The following is a 15,202-nucleotide window of genomic DNA, read 5'->3' on the forward strand; positions in this document are numbered from 1 at the left end:
GCTACTCCCTGGTTGCTTTGCCGCTGTGGCGCAGCCGCTGGAGAAGGCCCTGCTTCTTCGGCTTCTTGGCCGTGCCGCGTCCGGTCAGGACGTGGGCGACGTGCTCGAAGGCCTCCACGGCCGGATGCTTGCCATCGAGTTCGGCGAGCATCTGCCCGTTATTGGCCGCATTGCCGAAGGCCTGCGGGTCGAAATTGATCTGGGCGATCGGCTCGAGGCCGAGCGGATCGGCGAATTCCTCGGGCGAGATTTCCGGACGCCGCGGGATCGCCAGCTGGTTCAGGATCAGATGCGGCACCGGATCGTTGGGCCGCAGCTTGGCCAGCATGTCGACGAGGTTCTTGGCGTTGCGCAGATTGGCCAGATCCGGCGTCGCGGTGATGACGATCTGGTCGGCCGAGGCGAGAACGCTGCGGGTCCAGTCGTTCCACACATGCGGAATGTCGAGCGCCACCACCGGCGCGCCGCGCTGGGCGGTCTCGATCAGCGCCGAGAAGGCCTCGGTCGAGAAGTCGTAGGTGCGGTCGAGCAGCGACGGCGCGGCCAGCAGCGACAGATGCTCGGCGCATTTCGACAGCAGCCGGTCGAGCATGGTGTCGTCCATGCGCTCGGCCGAGAACACCGCCTCGGCGATGCCCTGGGCCGGGTCCTGGTCGAAATTGATGTTGGCGGTGCCGAAGGGCAGGTCGAGATCGGCGATCACCACGTCGCTGGAGAACAGCTTGGAGATCGACCAAGCCAGATTGTGGGCGATCGTCGAGGAGCCGACGCCGCCCTTGGCGCCGACAAAGGCGATCGAGCGGCCGAGCGGCTCGGAATCGGGTGCGGTGAACAGCGAGCCGATGATGGTCATGATGTCGGCGATCGAGACCGGCGCGACGAGATATTCCGACACGCCGCGATGCATCAGGTCGCGATAGAGCGCCACGTCGTTGTAGTGACCGATGATGATCACCTTGGAGCCCGGGTCGCAGACCTCCGACAGGGATTCCAGCTCGCCGATGAGCTCGAGCGGCGGCAGCTTGGATTCCAGGATGACGAGGTTGGGCGTCGGCGCGCCGGAGAAATGTTCCACCGCGGCGCGGATGCCGCCGAGATTGACCCGCATGTGGGCCTTAGCCATGCGCCGGTCCGCCCCGGCATTCTCGATCGGCCGGGCCACGGCCTCGCTCTCGCAGAAGGCCTGGATGGAGATGCGGGGGATCGGCCGGACGTTCTCCAGACCGGCCGGATCGTCGAAGCTGGTGTCCGGCGCAGCGCGCGAAGCGGTAGACATGGTTTCCGCGGCTCCCATCAGTATTCGATTTCGCTGGAACCGGCCGCCGTCGTCGTCGGCTCGCCGCGCCGGTAATTGTCGAGCACCGTGGTGCGTCGGCCGGCATCGATGGAATCGACGCCGCGCGGCGACAGCAGATCACGCGGATCGGCAATCTGGGCGGCAAGGTTCTGCTGACTGGCGCAGCCGAAATTGAAGTAGTTCTTGTTCTCGGACGTGTCCGTCATGTCGTCGGGCCAGCGCCCGCACGGACCGGTCTTGGCGACCAGCGTCGCATAGGTCAGCCGGATCGGCGTCGGCCCTTCGGCGCCCACCGCCGAATAGGGCTGCACGAAGATCCGGTCGCGCGAGATGTAGCGGCCACGCAGCGCCTCGACGATCTCGTGCGAGACCCGCTCGGCGGCATACTGGTTGGCGGAGCCGGTCGGCAGCATCACCTGGATGGAATCGGCGCCCGAGGCGCGGAACCGGTCGCCGAAATGCTCGACGCGGCCGCGATTGGCGTAGGACAGGCGGGCGTCGGACATCACGATCGGAATGTCGATGGCTTCCTGGTCCTCCGACACGACGATTGGATGCCGGGTGCGGTAGTCGTCGGGGATCGAGCCGACCTCGACATTGTGGACGTTGGCGCAACCGCCGGCGATCAGCATCGCGGCCAGCGGCAACAGGGCGGCCATGGACGTCCGGGGACGGCGGCGGCCGATGATCTGCGAACGGTCTTGCACCTGCGATCTCCCAGAACCGGTCATTTGTAGATGAAGCCGACGACGCCGTGATACCGGCCGGGTGGCAGCTTGGTTTCCATGTGGCCGTAGACGCGATTGACGCGGCCGAGGAAGTTGGCGGCACCGTCGCTGGAAAGGGCGAAGCCGTCGTCCGGGCGGGCCAGCGCCTGGCGCGGAACCGGGCGCACCAGATAGGGCGTGACGATGATCACCAGCTCGGTTTCGTAGCGCTGGAAGTCGCGCGAGCGGAACAGCGTGCCCAGCACCGGGATCTTCGACAGGCCGGGGAAACCCGACATGACCTGGCGGGATTCGTCGCGCACGAGACCGGCGATGACCAGCGAGCCGCCCGACGGCAGTTCCACCGTCGTATCGGCCAGACGCTTGCGGATGCCGATGACGGCCGAGCCTGCCGCGGTTGCGCCGCGGCCGAGATTGAACGGCGATTCGAAGGTCGGCTCGGAGACGCTGGTGCGCACCTTCAGGCTGATGCGGCCGGGCGACAGGACGACCGGCGTGAAGTCCAGGCCGATACCGTATTCGATCCGGCGGCTTTCCAGCGTGATGACCTCGCCTTCGACCTCGGTATCGACGATGCGGCCCGCGTCGTCGCGGATGTTGGTGCGCTTTTCGGGCGTGATGCTGCGGCCGTCCGGGATGGAGAATTCGCCGCCGACCTTGAAGCTCGCCTTCTCGCCGCTGATCGCCGTCAGGCTGGGCTCGGCGAGGGTCCGCATGACGCCCGCCTGGTTCAGCGCCCGCAGCTGCGACTGCACGGTGTCGCCGCCCGAACTGTTGGTGATGCGGCCGAAGGTGTTGGACAGCGGATTGCCGAGACCGAACAGATTGTCGGTGGCGGCCGAATAGGCGACGCCGTCGATCGAACCGCTGGCGATGGAATCGATGCCGAGCTGCTTGACCACCGAGCGTTGGACCTCGGCGACGGTGACCTTCAGCGTCACCTGGTCCTCGCCCTGGATCTGCAGGAGATTGACGATCTGGCTCTGGCGCCGGTCTTCCTGGGCAAAGCCGACGTCGCCATCGCCGCCACCGGCCCCGCCCGAGGCTGTCGCCTGCTGGATATACTGGCCCGTGGTGCCCTCGCCTCCGGTCACGAACAGCCGCGCCAGACGCTCGACCTTGGCGGCGTCCTGGGGCGTCTGCACGGTGCCGTTCAGGACGACGTTGTCGTTCAGCATCTCGACCTGGACCACCGAGGACGGGACGTATTTGCGGATCGTCGCCTCGAGCCCGTTGATGTCGCGCTCGATCTTCAGGTCGATGGACGCGATCTGGCGGTTCTGCCGGTCGAAGACGACGATGTTGGTCTGGCCGATCTGCTTGCCGAAGACATAGATGCGCCGGGCGTCACGCGTGACCGCGTCGGCCACCGCGGGGTTGGCGACGAGGATGTCGTGGGCATCGGCCTCGAGCACGATGACCTTGGTCTTGTTCAGACCGAGATTGATGGACTGGGAGCCCTGGCGGACATTGACGACGGTTTGCTCGGCCTGTGCCGGCAGGGTCGTTGCCAGCGGCGCGAGTGCCGTGGACGCCGCGGCCATGACGACCACCAGTTTGCGAAGCCGGGCGCGTAGCATGTCGGATCCTCTCCAATCGTTCATCGGGTTGCCCGTCATTCCTTGGTGGTGATTTCGGAGGACTGGCCGTAGCGCACGACCCGGATCTTGCCGTTCCGGGCGTTCTCCTGGGCGAGCAGGAAGGCCGCATAGCCGGGCGAACCGGGCACGGAATCGGCGAGCGAGCGCAGCGAGAGCACCAGACGGTCGGCGATCTGCTGGGCAGCGGTGAGGGCTTCGGCCTGATCGGGATCGACTTCCAGCGTCGCGGTCGATCCGACCACGACCTTCTCGCCGTCCTTCTCCTGGATGGTCTGGTCGATGGCCAGGACCCGCAGATTGCGCAGGACGGTCTCGGTCAGCACCTGGTCGCCGCGGTTCTCCGAGCTGGACACCCGGCGGGTCATGATGACGTCGACATGGTCGTTCGGCAGGACGAAGCCGCCAGCCGAGGTTTCGGCCGCGATCTGGACGGCGACCGCCCGTTTGCCGGCCGGCAGCACGGCGGACATGAAGCCCTGGTCCGAGCGGATCAGCTTGGCTTCGCGCACCGGTTCGCCGGCGAAGAAGGACTGGCGGGCCAGCGAGCCCTTGAGCGTCTCGATGGCGTCGGGCCGGTCGGATTTGCGGATCAGCGTCGGTCCGATGCCGTCCTCGGGCCAGCTCTGCCAGTCGAGCGCCTCGTCCACCGCCTCGCCCATCGACAGGTCGCGGGACGTGACCAGCACTTCGGCGAGCTTGATCGGCGGCTCGGCCGGCGCCGCGGTGATGATCACCGGTTCGGCCTTTTCGGGCTGCAGGTTCAAGGCGACGAATGCCGCACCCATGGCTGCGACCAATGCGACCGCCACAACTGCCATGCGGGCTAGATTCATCGGGCTACTCCTCGCAAACGAGGCCGCGACCATGCGGCTGTTCACGACGGTTATCGCCGACAAACCCTCAATGTATGGTTAACGAAACCTCTCCCGCCCGATCGGCAGGCCTCAGAACGGGGCGCTGCGGGCCGCGATATCGATCCAGACACTGCCGGAATAGACGGTCAGGCCGGCAAGGCCGAGGGCGATTCCATAGGGAATGCCGGTCTCGCGTTCGAGCAGGCGATCGATGAAGGCGACGCCGGTCACGGGCTGCAGAAAGGCCCGGATGGTCAGGAGCCCGATCGTCAGGAGCCCGCCATAGATGCTGGCGAAGAGGATGTATTCGAGGAGCATGGGGGTGGGCCCGAACCACACCGCGGTGGCGGCCAGGAGCTTGGCGTCGCCGCCGCCCATCCAGCCCGCGGCGAACATGCCGAAGCAGACGGTCAGGCAGACAAGGCCGATGCCGAGATGGGCACCGATCGCACCGGGCGCCATGCCGGCCGCATAGGCGACGACGGGAAAGGCCAGGGCGAGGAGGATGGAGACGCGGTTGGCGATGGTCATCGTCACCAGATCCGACGCGGCCGCATAGAGCATGGCGAAGGGGAAGATGACGAGGAGCGCAAGAGCCGTCACACGCCTACTCCAGTATCCAGGACCGGGCGAAGCATCTGCTCCGTCCCGGTCCTGATGATCTTGAAATCACGCGGCATCTCCACGCGATTCGTCGCAATTAGTTGATCGTGGAAGGCGTGGAGCCGAGCATCGTGCCGATGTTGGTGAAGGAGGTGGTCAGGCCGCCGGTCACGAACGGGAAAGCGGCGATCAGGGCGACAGCCATGATGGCGGCGATCAGGCCGTATTCGATGGCGGTCGCGCCGGACTCATCCTTGGCGAAGCGAGCGAAAAGCTTGGACATTGGGAACTCCTTGATATCCAGATACCCGTTTGAAGCAGTATCCCCGTCGACTGCCTTGTCGATCGGATTGAGCCATGTCTAAGGGTGGCCGGTTGCGATCGTCTTAAGCGGCGTGGTTTATTTTCCCTTCGCCTCTTGCGTCGAATTTTCACCTTTGCTTCACGACCGGGCTTAATCCTGCGTTTACCAAGACCGTTCTACCTAGAGTGAGGACTCCAGCAGCAGAACGGGATGAGCCACATGACCAGCACACTGCGCGCCGCACTGGCTGCGATCGCCGTTCTCGCCGCATGCGGGAATGCCGCCGCCTTCGACAGCCGCGACGTCCTGCCGGTCGAGGTGGATCACGCCCGGATCGTCCAGATCGACAACCCGGCGGCCACGGTGATCGTCGGCAACCCGGCGATCGTCGACGTGGAGGTGCTGTCCTCGAACCGCCTGGTCCTCACGGGCCGCAGCTACGGCATCACCAATCTCGTCATCCTCGACGCCAATGGCGACATCGTCATGGACCAGCAGGTCGCGGTGCAGAGCTTCGAGGACAACACGGTGCGGGTCTACCGCCAGGCCAGCCGCGTCACCTATGCCTGCGCCCCCAAATGCGAGCCGACGGTGACCATCGGCGACAATGTCGACAGCTTCGGCGAGGCCGCGCAGCAATATGCCCAGCGCCAGGGCATGGCGATGGATGCCGCCAAGCAGTAATGCCGCGCCTGCTCCTCGCGCCGCGCTATCCCACCTCCCCTGTGAAACCCTCCCGGTCCGCCTATCTGCCTGACCACACGCCGCGTCGGCCCTGGCCGGCCGCCGGCGCCTGACAGGCCGGGACTCCGGTCGCGGCAAGGAGAGAATGTTGGCGCGCGCTGTTCTGATCGTTCTCGATTCCTTCGGGATCGGCCATGCAAGGGATGCCGAAGCCTTCGGCGACGCAGGAGCCGACACGTTCGGCCACATCCTCGAACGCGCCGAAGCAGGCAAGGCCGACCGTGCCGGCCTCAGAGAGGGCCCGCTCTCCCTGCCCAACATGCGCCGCCTCGGCCTCTTCCATGCCGCGGGTCTCGACGGCAACGGATCGCCAGCCGGCATCTGGGGCTCGGCCGGCGAGGTCTCCCACGGCAAGGACACCCCGTCCGGACATTGGGAAATCGCCGGCGTGCCGGTGTCCTTCGACTGGGGCTATTTCCCCCATACCGTGCCGACCTTTCCCGCCTCCCTGATCGCGCAGATCGGCGATGACGCCGACATTGCCGGCATTCTCGGCGATTGCCACGCCTCGGGCACCACGATCATCGCCGAACTCGGCGAGGAGAGCATCGCGTCCGGCAAGCCGATCTTCTACACCTCCTCCGACAGCGTCCTGCAGATCGCCGCCCACGAGACCCATTTCGGCCTGGAGCGGCTTTACGCGCTCTGTGCGGTCGCGCGGCGGCACGTCGATCCGCTCAATATTGGCCGGGTCATCGCCCGGCCCTTCACCGGCGAGACCGCGGCGACCTTCCGGCGGACCGCCAACCGCCGCGACTATTCGGTGCCGCCGCCCGAGCCCACCATCCTCGACCGCGCCGTCGCCGCCGGCCGCCAAGTCATCGCCATCGGCAAGATCGGCGACATCTTCGCCCACCAGGGCATCTCCGAGGTGCGCAAGGGCGACGGCAACATGGCGCTGTTCGACGCCATGCTGGGCGCCGTGGACGATGCGGCCGAGGGGGACATCGTCTTCGCCAATTTCGTCGATTTCGACATGCTCTACGGCCACCGGCGCGATGTCGCCGGCTATGCCGCGGCGCTGGAAGCCTTCGACGCCCGGCTGCCCGAGCTCGAGGCGCGGCTGCGACCGGGCGATCTCGCCATCATCACCGCCGATCACGGCTGCGACCCCACCTTCCGCGGCACCGACCACACCCGCGAGAACGTGCCCGTGCTCGGCTTCGGGCCGGGCATCGCCTCCCGCGCCATCGGTCACCGCGAGACCTTCGCCGATATCGGCGAGAGCGTTGCCGCGCATCTCGGCCTGCCGGAAGGCCGCCACGGAACGAGCTTCCTGTGAAGGCCGACGCCGCCCCGGCCCTCGCCCGCGCAAGGTCCGGCGGCGCCGTCCCCATGGCCGAACTCCATTGCCACATCGAGGGCGCGGCCCGCCCGGCACTGGTGCTGGAACTGGCGGAACGCCACGGCATCGATATCGGCGGCATCGTTCGTGACGGCGCCTATGTCTGGCACGACTTCACCAGCTTCCTCGCAGCCTATGATCGCGCCTCGCTGGTCTTCCGCGATGCGGCCGACTATTGCCGCCTCGCCGAGGACCATCTGACCGGCCTTGCCCGCGCCGGTGCGGTCTACGCCGAATTCTTCATCTCGCCCGACCACGCGGCATCGGCCGGCGTGCCCGGCGAGGCCTATCTGGCCGGACTCGCCGAAGGTATCCGCCGCGCCAAGACCGCGACCGGTATCGAGGCGCGGATGATCGCCATTGGCGTCCGCCATCTGGGCCCTGACCGTGTCGAGGCCGCCGCGCGCTTTGCCGCGACCCATGCGGCGCGCGAACCGCTTCTGACCGGCTTCGGCCTTGCCGGCGACGAGCGGATCGGCACGCCCCGGGACTTCGCCCGTGCCTTCGACATCGCCCGCGACGCCGGGCTCGGCCTGACCGCCCATGCCGGCGAATTCGATGGCGCGGAGAAGGTCCGTGAGACCGTCGAGATCCTTCGAACGAGCCGCATCGGCCATGGCGTGCGCGCGGTCGAGGCGCCGGACGTGGTGCGGATGCTGGCCGACAAGGGCATCGTCCTCGAAGTCTGCCCCCACTCCAACCTCGCCCTCGGCGTCTATCCGGACGCTGCATCGCATCCGCTGCGCCCGCTGGTGGAAGCCGGCTGCCGGGTCACGCTGAACTCCGACGATCCGCCCTTTTTCGCCACCGATCTTGCAGCCGAATACGCCTTTGCCGCCTCTGCCGGCTTCGGGCCGGGCGACCGTCTCGGCTTCACCCGCAACGCCATCGAGGCCGCCTTCGTCGACGAAGCGACCCGGCAGCGTCTCCTCCAGCAACTCGTTGTCTCGGCGATCGCCCTTGGCGCGCCGTCATCGTCCGGTTAAGCAGAAGCCAAATCAGCCAGAAAGCGAGGCCCCATGGACGGCGTCACCGTGATCGACCACCCGCTGGTCCAGCACAAGCTCACCATCATGCGCAACAAGGAGACCTCGACGGCGAGCTTCCGGCGGCTCCTGCGCGAGATCTCCACGCTCCTCTGCTACGAGGTGACGCGCAATCTCGACCTGACGACGATCCGAATCGAGACGCCGATGGAGGCGATGGATTCGCCCGTGCTGGAAGGCAAGAAGCTGGTCTTTGCCTCGATCCTGCGGGCCGGCAACGGCCTTCTGGAGGGCATGCTCGACCTCGTGCCCGCCGCCCGCGTCGCCCATATCGGGCTCTACCGGGACCACGAGACGCTGCAGCCGGTCGAATATTACTTCAAGGCGCCCGAGGATCTGGAAAACCGGCTCGTCATCGTCGTCGACCCGATGCTGGCGACGGCCAATTCGGCCATCGCGGCGATCGAGAAGCTGAAGGAGCGCGGCGCGAAGAACATCCGCTTCCTCTGCCTGCTGGCGGCCCCGGAAGGCATCGAGCGGTTCCGCACGGCCCATCCGGACGTCCCGGTCTTCACCGCCTCGATCGACCGGCACCTCAACGACAAGGGCTACATCGTGCCCGGCCTCGGCGACGCCGGCGACCGGATGTACGGCACCAAATAGCCGCCATGGCAGGCCGGTCTTAACCGATCGGCAACCGCGCCGGGCGATGGCCGCCCGGCATCGCCGGCTCTTCGCCTCCGGTTAACCGGCTGCGCCCACACTGTCCGACCTAAGTCGCAACGGGTCGGACCGCCGGATGCAGAACTTCGTCATCGTCCTTGCCGTGACCTCGCTGGTCGCGCTGGCCGTGCCCTCGGCCTTCGAGCACTACCGCGCCGGCATGCTGTCCGGCCAGGTGGAGACCGTCGAACGCGCCCCCGTGGTCATCGATGCGGCGGTGGAACGCCCCGCCAGCCTGTCCGGCCGCGTCGCGCGCCTTGCCGCCGATGCCAGCGGCCATTTCCGGACCGACACGCGGATGAACGGCCGCTCCGTGCCGGTCCTGGTGGATACCGGCGCAACCTCCGTTTCCATCAACGACACCACCGCCCGCCGCCTCGGCGTCGCCCCGCAGCTCGACGAATATCGCTACACGGTGCAGACGGCCAATGGCGAGACCACCGCCGCCCTCGTCACGGTCGCGCGGATGCAGCTCGGCCCGATCGAACTGCGCGACGTCGACACGCTCGTCACCCGCGACGGCACCCTCCCCGTCGCCCTTCTCGGCATGAGCTTCCTCGGCCGCCTGTCGAAATTCGAGATCGCGAGCGATCAGCTGACGCTGAAGCAGTAGGCTTGACCCGAGGCGCTCAGCCGATGCGGTCGATGACCGCCGGGCGTGAGCCGTCTGGCCCTGCATCGCCGAAGCTGTAGGCCGCCCGCACCATCGCCGCGGCCGCCTCGGCTGCTGCCTCGTCCCGCGCATGGACCATCGCGATCGGATCGCCCTCGCCCAGCACAGTGCCGATCGGTGCGAGCTCCGTCAGGCCGACCGAATGGTCGACCGCATCCTGCGGCCGCGTGCGCCCACCGCCGAGGCCGACGACACAAAGGCCGAGCTGCCGCGCATCGACGGCCGTGACGTTTCCCTGCCCCGTCGCCACAATCGGTCGAATGACGGGGGCCCTGGGAAGATAGGCATCCATCCGCGCGACGAAATCGACAGGTCCGCCGAGCGCGGCCACCATCCGGCCGAAGATCTCCGCTGCGCGACCGTCGGCGAGGGCGGTGCGGGCCTCGGCTTCAGCAGCAACGACATCCGGCGCAAGCCCGGCCAGCACCAGCATCTCCGCCGCCAGCGCCAGCGTCACCTCCTCCAGAGCCGCGTCGCGATGCTCGCCGGTCAGGAAGCGGACGGCGTTGCGCACTTCCACCGCGTTGCCGGCGGCCGAGGCCAGCGCCTGGTCCATGCGGGTGGTCAGCGCCGTGGTCTTCAGCCCCGCCCCGTTGGCCACCTCGACGAGGCTCGTCGCCAGCGCTCTGGCGTCCGCCTCGCTGGCCATGAAGGCGCCGGAGCCGCATTTGACGTCGAGCACCAGGCCTTCGAGCCCGCCCGCCAGCTTCTTCGACAGGATCGAGGCAGTGATCAGCGGGATCGATTCCACCGTCGCCGTGACATCCCGCACGCCGTAGAAGCGCTTGTCCGCCGGGGCGAGTTGGCCGGTCTGGCCGATGATCGCGCAGCCGACCTCGCTCACGGTCCGCCGGAACGTCGCGTTGTCTGGCGTCACCGAATAGCCGGGGATCGATTCCATCTTGTCCAGCGTGCCGCCGGTATGGCCAAGCCCGCGGCCCGAGATCATCGGCACGGCCGCGCCGCAGGCGGCGACGATCGGCGCCAGCATCAGCGAGACATTGTCACCGATGCCGCCGGTCGAATGCTTGTCGATGATTGGGCGGTCGAGGCCGGACCAGTCGAGGACGTCGCCGCTGTCGCGCATCGCCTCGGTCAGCGCGACGGTCTCGTCCCGCGCCATGCCCCGGAAGAAGACGGCCATGGCAAAGGCGGCGACCTGCCCCTCGGTGACGCTGCCGTCGTCGAAGCCGGCGATGAAGGCCTTGATGGCGTCCGGATCGAGGGTCTCACCGTCCCGCTTGGCGCGGATGAACTCCTGCGGCAGGACCGCCATCAGTAGCCGGCCGCCCCGCCGGCCCGCGCCTTGCCGCCGGCCACGGCGAGAAGATCGCCGAGGACGCTGGACGCGCCCAGCCGGAAGCGCTCCGGCGTGGCCCAGCCGGGGCCGCAGATCGCCTCGGCCAGTTCGAGATAGCCGTTCGCGTCCTCGAAGGTCTTGATGCCGCCGGCCGGCTTGAAACCGACGTCGCGGCCGGAATCGGCGATCGCGCCGAGCAGCAGCCGGGCGGAGACGGGCGTCGCATTCTCGGCGACCTTGCCGGTCGAGGTCTTCAGGAAGTCGGCCCCACCGTCGAGCGCCGCCTGGCAGGCCACGCGGATCGCATCCGGGTCGCCGATCTCGCCGGTCTCCAGGATCGTTTTCAGCCGCGCCGTCCGGCACGCCGCCTTCACCTGGCGCACCTGGTTCTCGACGAAATCCGGATCGCCCGGAATCTTGCGATAGGCGATCACCAGGTCGATCTCCTCGGCACCGTCGGCGACCGCCACCCGGGTCTCGGCGAGGGTCGCGTCCAGATCCTCGCCGCCGGCCGGGAAGTTCACCACCGTCGCGATGCGGATGGCCGGCGCCAGCTTTTCGCGGGCGAAGGCGACGAATTGCGGCCAGATGCAGATCGCCGCGACCGGCCCTTCCGGCGTCGCCGCCCGGTCGCAGAGCGCCGCGACATCGGCCTCGGTGCAGTCGTCGTTGAGATTGGTCAGGTCGAGGCAGGCGATCAGTTGCCGTGCGCGGGCCTGCATGTCGGCATCAGTCATCGAAGCCTCCGTTTTCCAGCATGGCGCCGAGAATCCGCGCCAGCCGAGCGCCACCCTTCGGCGCCATGTCCTTGGTCTCCGCATGGGAGAGTTCGGCGCCGGTCATGCCGGCCCCGTAATTGGTGATCACCGAGGCGGCGACGACCCTCAGGCCGAAGAACCGCGCCAGGATGGTCTCCGGCACCGTCGACATGCCGACCGCGTCGGCGCCCAGCGTGCGCGCCATGCGGATCTCGGCGGGCGTTTCGAAGGACGGGCCGGAGAACCACATGTAGACGCCGCCGAACAGCGTCTCGCCGGCGGTCTCGGCGGCGGCGGCCAGACGCTCGCGCAGCTCGCCATCATAGGCCGCCGTCATCCCGACGAAGCGGGCGTCGGAGACTTCGCCGATCAGCGGGTTGAGCCCGGAATAATTGATGTGATCCTCGATCATCATCACCGAGCCCGGCGGCATGTCCTCGCGCACCGAGCCGGCCGAATTGGTCAGGAGCAGCCGCTCGATTCCGAGGTCGGCCATCGCCGCGATCACCGGGCGCATGACGGCCGCATCGCCGGCCTCGTAATAATGGACGCGGCCGGACAGGACGAGAATGTCGCGCCCACCGAGCCGGCCGACGACGATCTCGCCGGCATGGCCCGTCACCGCGCTCACCGGAAAGCCGGGGATCTCGGCGAAGGGGATCCGGACCGCATCCGTGATGGCATCGACCAGCAGCCCCAGTCCCGAGCCCAGCACCATCGCGGCGACCGGGCGGCGGTCGCCCAGCCGGTAGCGCAGATAATCGGCGGCCGCGCTCATGCGAGGCTCTCGGTGTCGAAGGCGCGGGGCAGGAGTTCGCCCATGGTCACGGTCTCGCGAACGCCGCCCTCGGCGTCGCACAGATGCACCTTCGTTGCCGCGTCGGCGAATTCGGCGATGCGCTGGCGGCAGCCGCCGCAGGGCGTGCACAGCGGCAGCTTCTCGGCGACCACGGCCACCTCTGCGATCCGTCCGCCGCCATCCATCACCAGATGGCCGATCGCCGTCGTCTCGGCGCACCAGCCTTCGGGAAAGCTGACGATCTCGACATTGCAGCCGGAAAAGATGCGTCCGTCCGTGGTGCGCAGGGCTGCGCCGACCGGGAATTTCGAATAGGGCGCGTGGGCGCGCCGCATCGCGGACTTCGCCAGCGCGAAGAGATCGTCCGCCATTTTTATCTTTCTTTCACATAGGGAACGCCGCCGGCCTTGGGCGGGGTGGCCTTGCCGACGAAGCCGGCCAGCAGGATCACGGTCAGGATGTAGGGCAGCGCCTGCACGAACTGCACGGAGATCTCGCCGATCAGCGGAATCTCGACGCCCTGAACGCGGATCGAGATGGCGTCGAGGAAGCCGAAGAGCAGGCAGGCCAGCATCACCGGCAGCGGCTTCCAGTTGGCAAAGATCAGCGCCGCCAGAGCGATGTAGCCCTTGCCGGCGGTCATGTCGCGGGTGAAGCCTGCGGCCTGGGCGACCGCGAGATAGGTTCCCGCAAAGCCGGTGAGGATGCCGCAGATGATCACCGCCCGGTAGCGCAGCCAGGTCACCGAGATGCCGGCCGTATCGACTGCTGCCGGGTTCTCGCCGACGGCCCGCAGACGCAGGCCGAACCGGGTGCGGAACATCACCCACCAGGTCAGCGGCACCATCAGGAAGGCGACATAGACGAGGATCGCATGGCCGGAGAGGATGTCGGCATAGATCGGGCCGATCACCGGCACGTCGGCGATGGCGGCCGCCCCCGGCAGCTCGATGGCGCCGAAGCGGCTGTCGCCGGACAGGCTCGGCGTGCGTCCGCCCTGGGCGAACCAGGCCTGGCCGAGGATGATGGTCAGGCCCGCCGCGATGAAGTTGATGGCGACGCCCGAGACGATCTGGTTGCCGCGATAGGTGATCGAGGCAAGGCCGTGGATCAGCGAGAAACCGGTCGCGGCGAGAACGCCGACCAAGAGCCCCAGCAGCGCCGAGCCCCAGACCGCCGCCGCCGAGGCCGAGGCGAAGGCGGCGATCAGCATCTTGCCTTCCAGCGAGATGTCGAAAATGCCGGAGCGTTCGGAATACAGGCCCGCCAGCGCCGCGAAGAGCAGCGGCGTGGACAGCCGGATGGTGGAATCGATGACGTTGATCCAGGCGCCGGCATCCATCAGCGGGACTCCTCGACATCGGCGCCCGCCGGCTCCGCGGTGCGGAACCGCACCCATTGATAGGCCGCACCGACGCCGGGCCGGAACATGTTCTCCATGGCCCCGGCAAACAGGATGACGAGGCCCTGGATGATGACGATCATGTCGCGCGAGATCGCCGGCATGTCGAAGGCGAGTTCCGCCCCGCCCTGGTAGAGCACGCCGAACAGGATCGCGGCGGGGATGATGCCCGCCGGGTGGCCGCGCCCCATCAGCGCGACGGCGATGCCGACGAAGCCGGCGCCGCCGGGGAAGTCGATCAGCAGCCGGTACTGGTCGCCCATCACCGGGTTCAGCGCCATCATGCCGGCGAGCCCGCCCGACACCATCATGGTCACCACGATCAGCCGCGTATGCGACATGCCGGCATAGCGCGCGGCGCGCGGCGAGAAGCCCAGCGTGCGGATCTCGTAGCCGAGCCGCGTGCGCCAGATCAGCACCCAGACGAAGAAGGCGGCGGCAAGCGCCACGAACAGCGAGACGTTGAGCGGGGCGCCGCCGAGATTGAAGCCGAACAGCGCGAACAGCTCCTTCAGCTTCGGCAGCTGCCCGCCAGCCTCGAAAGTGCCGGTGCCCGGCGACATGGTGCCGGCGGGCTTCAGCGCGCCGACGAGGAGATAGACCATCACCGCGGCGGCGATGAAGTTGAACATGATCGTGGTGATGACGATGTGGCTGCCGCGCTTGGCCTGCAGGATTGCCGGGATGAAGGCCCAGGCCGCGCCGAAGGCGCAGGACAGGGCGACGGCCAGCGGCAGGTTCAGCCACCAGGGCAGGATGCCGCCCAGCGTCAGCGCCACCGCGGCGATGCCGAGGCCGCCGATATAGGCCTGCCCCTCCCCACCGATATTGAACAGACCGCCATGGAAGGCGACCGCCACGGCGAGGCCGGTGAAGATGAAGCTGGTGGCGTAATAGAGGGTGAAGCCGATGCCCTCGCCATAGCCGAAGGCACCGCGGATCATCAGCGCCGCCGCCTCGACCGGGCTTTCGCCGACCACGAGGACGACGAGACCGGCGACGGCGAAGGCCACGACGAGATTGATCAGCGGGATCAGACCGTAGTCGATCAGCGGCGGAAGCTTGGCGTAGGGGCGGCTCATGCG

General features: G+C 67.8%; 17 protein-coding genes. 5 read left to right on the forward strand and 12 right to left on the reverse strand.

Translation table 11 applies throughout. The features are described 5' to 3' along the window. Position 1: 1 nt before the first annotated feature. From ACEQX1_RS09775 to ACEQX1_RS09800, 6 genes are all read right to left on the reverse strand, one after another. Positions 2-1,276 (reverse strand): AAA family ATPase, encoded by a 1,275-nt coding sequence (locus ACEQX1_RS09775; protein ID WP_370194674.1) that lies wholly within the window; start codon positions 1,274-1,276, stop codon positions 2-4. 17 nt (positions 1,277-1,293) lie between these two features. Beyond that, positions 1,294-2,004: a CpaD family pilus assembly lipoprotein gene (locus tag ACEQX1_RS09780; RefSeq protein ID WP_244491674.1), complete on the reverse strand. Its 711-nt coding sequence runs from the start codon at positions 2,002-2,004 to the stop codon at positions 1,294-1,296. A gap of 20 nt (positions 2,005-2,024) precedes the next feature. Then, positions 2,025-3,605, reverse strand: a complete 1,581-nt coding sequence (locus tag ACEQX1_RS09785; RefSeq protein WP_370194672.1) for a type II and III secretion system protein family protein — start codon at positions 3,603-3,605, stop codon at positions 2,025-2,027. Between the two features lie 35 nt (positions 3,606-3,640). Then, on the reverse strand, positions 3,641-4,459 hold the full coding sequence (cpaB, locus tag ACEQX1_RS09790; protein ID WP_370194671.1) for a Flp pilus assembly protein CpaB: 819 nt from the start codon (positions 4,457-4,459) through the stop codon (positions 3,641-3,643). Positions 4,460-4,570: 111 nt separating this feature from the next. Further along, positions 4,571-5,083, reverse strand: a complete 513-nt coding sequence (locus ACEQX1_RS09795) for a prepilin peptidase (RefSeq protein ID WP_024351597.1) — start codon at positions 5,081-5,083, stop codon at positions 4,571-4,573. A gap of 97 nt (positions 5,084-5,180) precedes the next feature. Then, positions 5,181-5,366, reverse strand: a complete 186-nt coding sequence (locus tag ACEQX1_RS09800) for a Flp family type IVb pilin (protein ID WP_024351596.1) — start codon at positions 5,364-5,366, stop codon at positions 5,181-5,183. 240 nt (positions 5,367-5,606) lie between these two features. Here ACEQX1_RS09800 and ACEQX1_RS09805 point away from each other — a divergent pair, with 240 nt between their 5' ends. From ACEQX1_RS09805 to ACEQX1_RS09825, 5 genes are all read left to right on the forward strand, one after another. After that, positions 5,607-6,071, forward strand: a complete 465-nt coding sequence (locus ACEQX1_RS09805) for a pilus assembly protein N-terminal domain-containing protein (protein ID WP_244495462.1) — start codon at positions 5,607-5,609, stop codon at positions 6,069-6,071. Positions 6,072-6,219: 148 nt separating this feature from the next. After that, a complete protein-coding gene (locus ACEQX1_RS09810; protein ID WP_370194684.1) occupies positions 6,220-7,413 on the forward strand; it encodes a phosphopentomutase in 1,194 nt (397 codons plus the stop codon). Between the two features lie 53 nt (positions 7,414-7,466). Then, positions 7,467-8,462 carry an adenosine deaminase gene (locus tag ACEQX1_RS09815; RefSeq protein WP_370194683.1) on the forward strand — a complete coding sequence of 332 codons (996 nt, stop codon included), beginning with the start codon at positions 7,467-7,469 and terminating at the stop codon, positions 8,460-8,462. Positions 8,463-8,495: 33 nt separating this feature from the next. Continuing rightward, entirely contained in the window at positions 8,496-9,125 is a 630-nt protein-coding gene (gene upp / locus ACEQX1_RS09820; RefSeq protein WP_009208086.1) for a uracil phosphoribosyltransferase, read from the forward strand. A gap of 136 nt (positions 9,126-9,261) precedes the next feature. After that, positions 9,262-9,798 carry a TIGR02281 family clan AA aspartic protease gene (locus ACEQX1_RS09825; RefSeq protein WP_370196781.1) on the forward strand — a complete coding sequence of 179 codons (537 nt, stop codon included), beginning with the start codon at positions 9,262-9,264 and terminating at the stop codon, positions 9,796-9,798. 16 nt (positions 9,799-9,814) lie between these two features. Here ACEQX1_RS09825 and deoA read toward each other — a convergent pair whose 3' ends face one another. The 6 genes from deoA to ACEQX1_RS09855 are packed head-to-tail and all read right to left on the reverse strand — an operon-like array spanning position 9,815 to position 15,199. Next, positions 9,815-11,134 (reverse strand): thymidine phosphorylase, encoded by a 1,320-nt coding sequence (gene deoA, locus ACEQX1_RS09830; protein ID WP_370196782.1) that lies wholly within the window; start codon positions 11,132-11,134, stop codon positions 9,815-9,817. Continuing rightward, positions 11,134-11,895, reverse strand: coding sequence for a deoxyribose-phosphate aldolase (gene deoC, locus ACEQX1_RS09835; protein ID WP_370194667.1), 762 nt, complete (start codon positions 11,893-11,895; stop codon positions 11,134-11,136). Before deoC ends, deoA begins: the two co-directional genes overlap by 1 nt. Continuing rightward, the gene (locus ACEQX1_RS09840; RefSeq protein WP_370196783.1) at positions 11,888-12,694 is read right to left on the reverse strand and encodes a purine-nucleoside phosphorylase; all 807 of its coding nucleotides are present in this window, start codon (positions 12,692-12,694) and stop codon (positions 11,888-11,890) included. Before ACEQX1_RS09840 ends, deoC begins: the two co-directional genes overlap by 8 nt. Then, entirely contained in the window at positions 12,691-13,086 is a 396-nt protein-coding gene (locus tag ACEQX1_RS09845) for a cytidine deaminase (RefSeq protein ID WP_323133097.1), read from the reverse strand. The genes ACEQX1_RS09840 and ACEQX1_RS09845 overlap by 4 nt, the downstream gene beginning before the upstream one ends. A gap of 2 nt (positions 13,087-13,088) precedes the next feature. Beyond that, positions 13,089-14,057: an ABC transporter permease gene (locus ACEQX1_RS09850; RefSeq protein ID WP_024351587.1), complete on the reverse strand. Its 969-nt coding sequence runs from the start codon at positions 14,055-14,057 to the stop codon at positions 13,089-13,091. Continuing rightward, positions 14,057-15,199 (reverse strand): ABC transporter permease, encoded by a 1,143-nt coding sequence (locus ACEQX1_RS09855; RefSeq protein ID WP_370196784.1) that lies wholly within the window; start codon positions 15,197-15,199, stop codon positions 14,057-14,059. The genes ACEQX1_RS09850 and ACEQX1_RS09855 overlap by 1 nt, the downstream gene beginning before the upstream one ends. Positions 15,200-15,202: the final 3 nt, after the last annotated feature.

This window comes from Aurantimonas sp. (genome assembly GCF_964217435.1).
GTDB classification, from domain to species: domain Bacteria; phylum Pseudomonadota; class Alphaproteobacteria; order Rhizobiales; family Rhizobiaceae; genus Aurantimonas; species Aurantimonas coralicida.

Excerpts from the sequence above, each read along its gene's own strand:
- ACEQX1_RS09775 (WP_370194674.1), bottom strand. The coding sequence starts at position 1,276 with ATGTCTACCGCTTCGCGCGCTGCGCCGGACACCAGCTTCGACGATCCG.
- ACEQX1_RS09785 (WP_370194672.1), bottom strand. The coding sequence starts at position 3,605 with ATGCTACGCGCCCGGCTTCGCAAACTGGTGGTCGTCATGGCCGCGGCG.
- cpaB (WP_370194671.1), bottom strand. The coding sequence starts at position 4,459 with ATGAATCTAGCCCGCATGGCAGTTGTGGCGGTCGCATTGGTCGCAGCC.
- ACEQX1_RS09800 (WP_024351596.1), bottom strand. The coding sequence starts at position 5,366 with ATGTCCAAGCTTTTCGCTCGCTTCGCCAAGGATGAGTCCGGCGCGACC.
- ACEQX1_RS09805 (WP_244495462.1), top strand. The coding sequence starts at position 5,607 with ATGACCAGCACACTGCGCGCCGCACTGGCTGCGATCGCCGTTCTCGCC.
- ACEQX1_RS09815 (WP_370194683.1), top strand. The coding sequence starts at position 7,467 with ATGGCCGAACTCCATTGCCACATCGAGGGCGCGGCCCGCCCGGCACTG.
- upp (WP_009208086.1), top strand. The coding sequence starts at position 8,496 with ATGGACGGCGTCACCGTGATCGACCACCCGCTGGTCCAGCACAAGCTC.
- ACEQX1_RS09825 (WP_370196781.1), top strand. The coding sequence starts at position 9,262 with ATGCAGAACTTCGTCATCGTCCTTGCCGTGACCTCGCTGGTCGCGCTG.
- deoA (WP_370196782.1), bottom strand. The coding sequence starts at position 11,134 with ATGGCGGTCCTGCCGCAGGAGTTCATCCGCGCCAAGCGGGACGGTGAG.
- deoC (WP_370194667.1), bottom strand. The coding sequence starts at position 11,895 with ATGACTGATGCCGACATGCAGGCCCGCGCACGGCAACTGATCGCCTGC.
- ACEQX1_RS09840 (WP_370196783.1), bottom strand. The coding sequence starts at position 12,694 with ATGAGCGCGGCCGCCGATTATCTGCGCTACCGGCTGGGCGACCGCCGC.
- ACEQX1_RS09845 (WP_323133097.1), bottom strand. The coding sequence starts at position 13,086 with ATGGCGGACGATCTCTTCGCGCTGGCGAAGTCCGCGATGCGGCGCGCC.
- ACEQX1_RS09850 (WP_024351587.1), bottom strand. The coding sequence starts at position 14,057 with ATGGATGCCGGCGCCTGGATCAACGTCATCGATTCCACCATCCGGCTG.
- ACEQX1_RS09855 (WP_370196784.1), bottom strand. The coding sequence starts at position 15,199 with ATGAGCCGCCCCTACGCCAAGCTTCCGCCGCTGATCGACTACGGTCTG.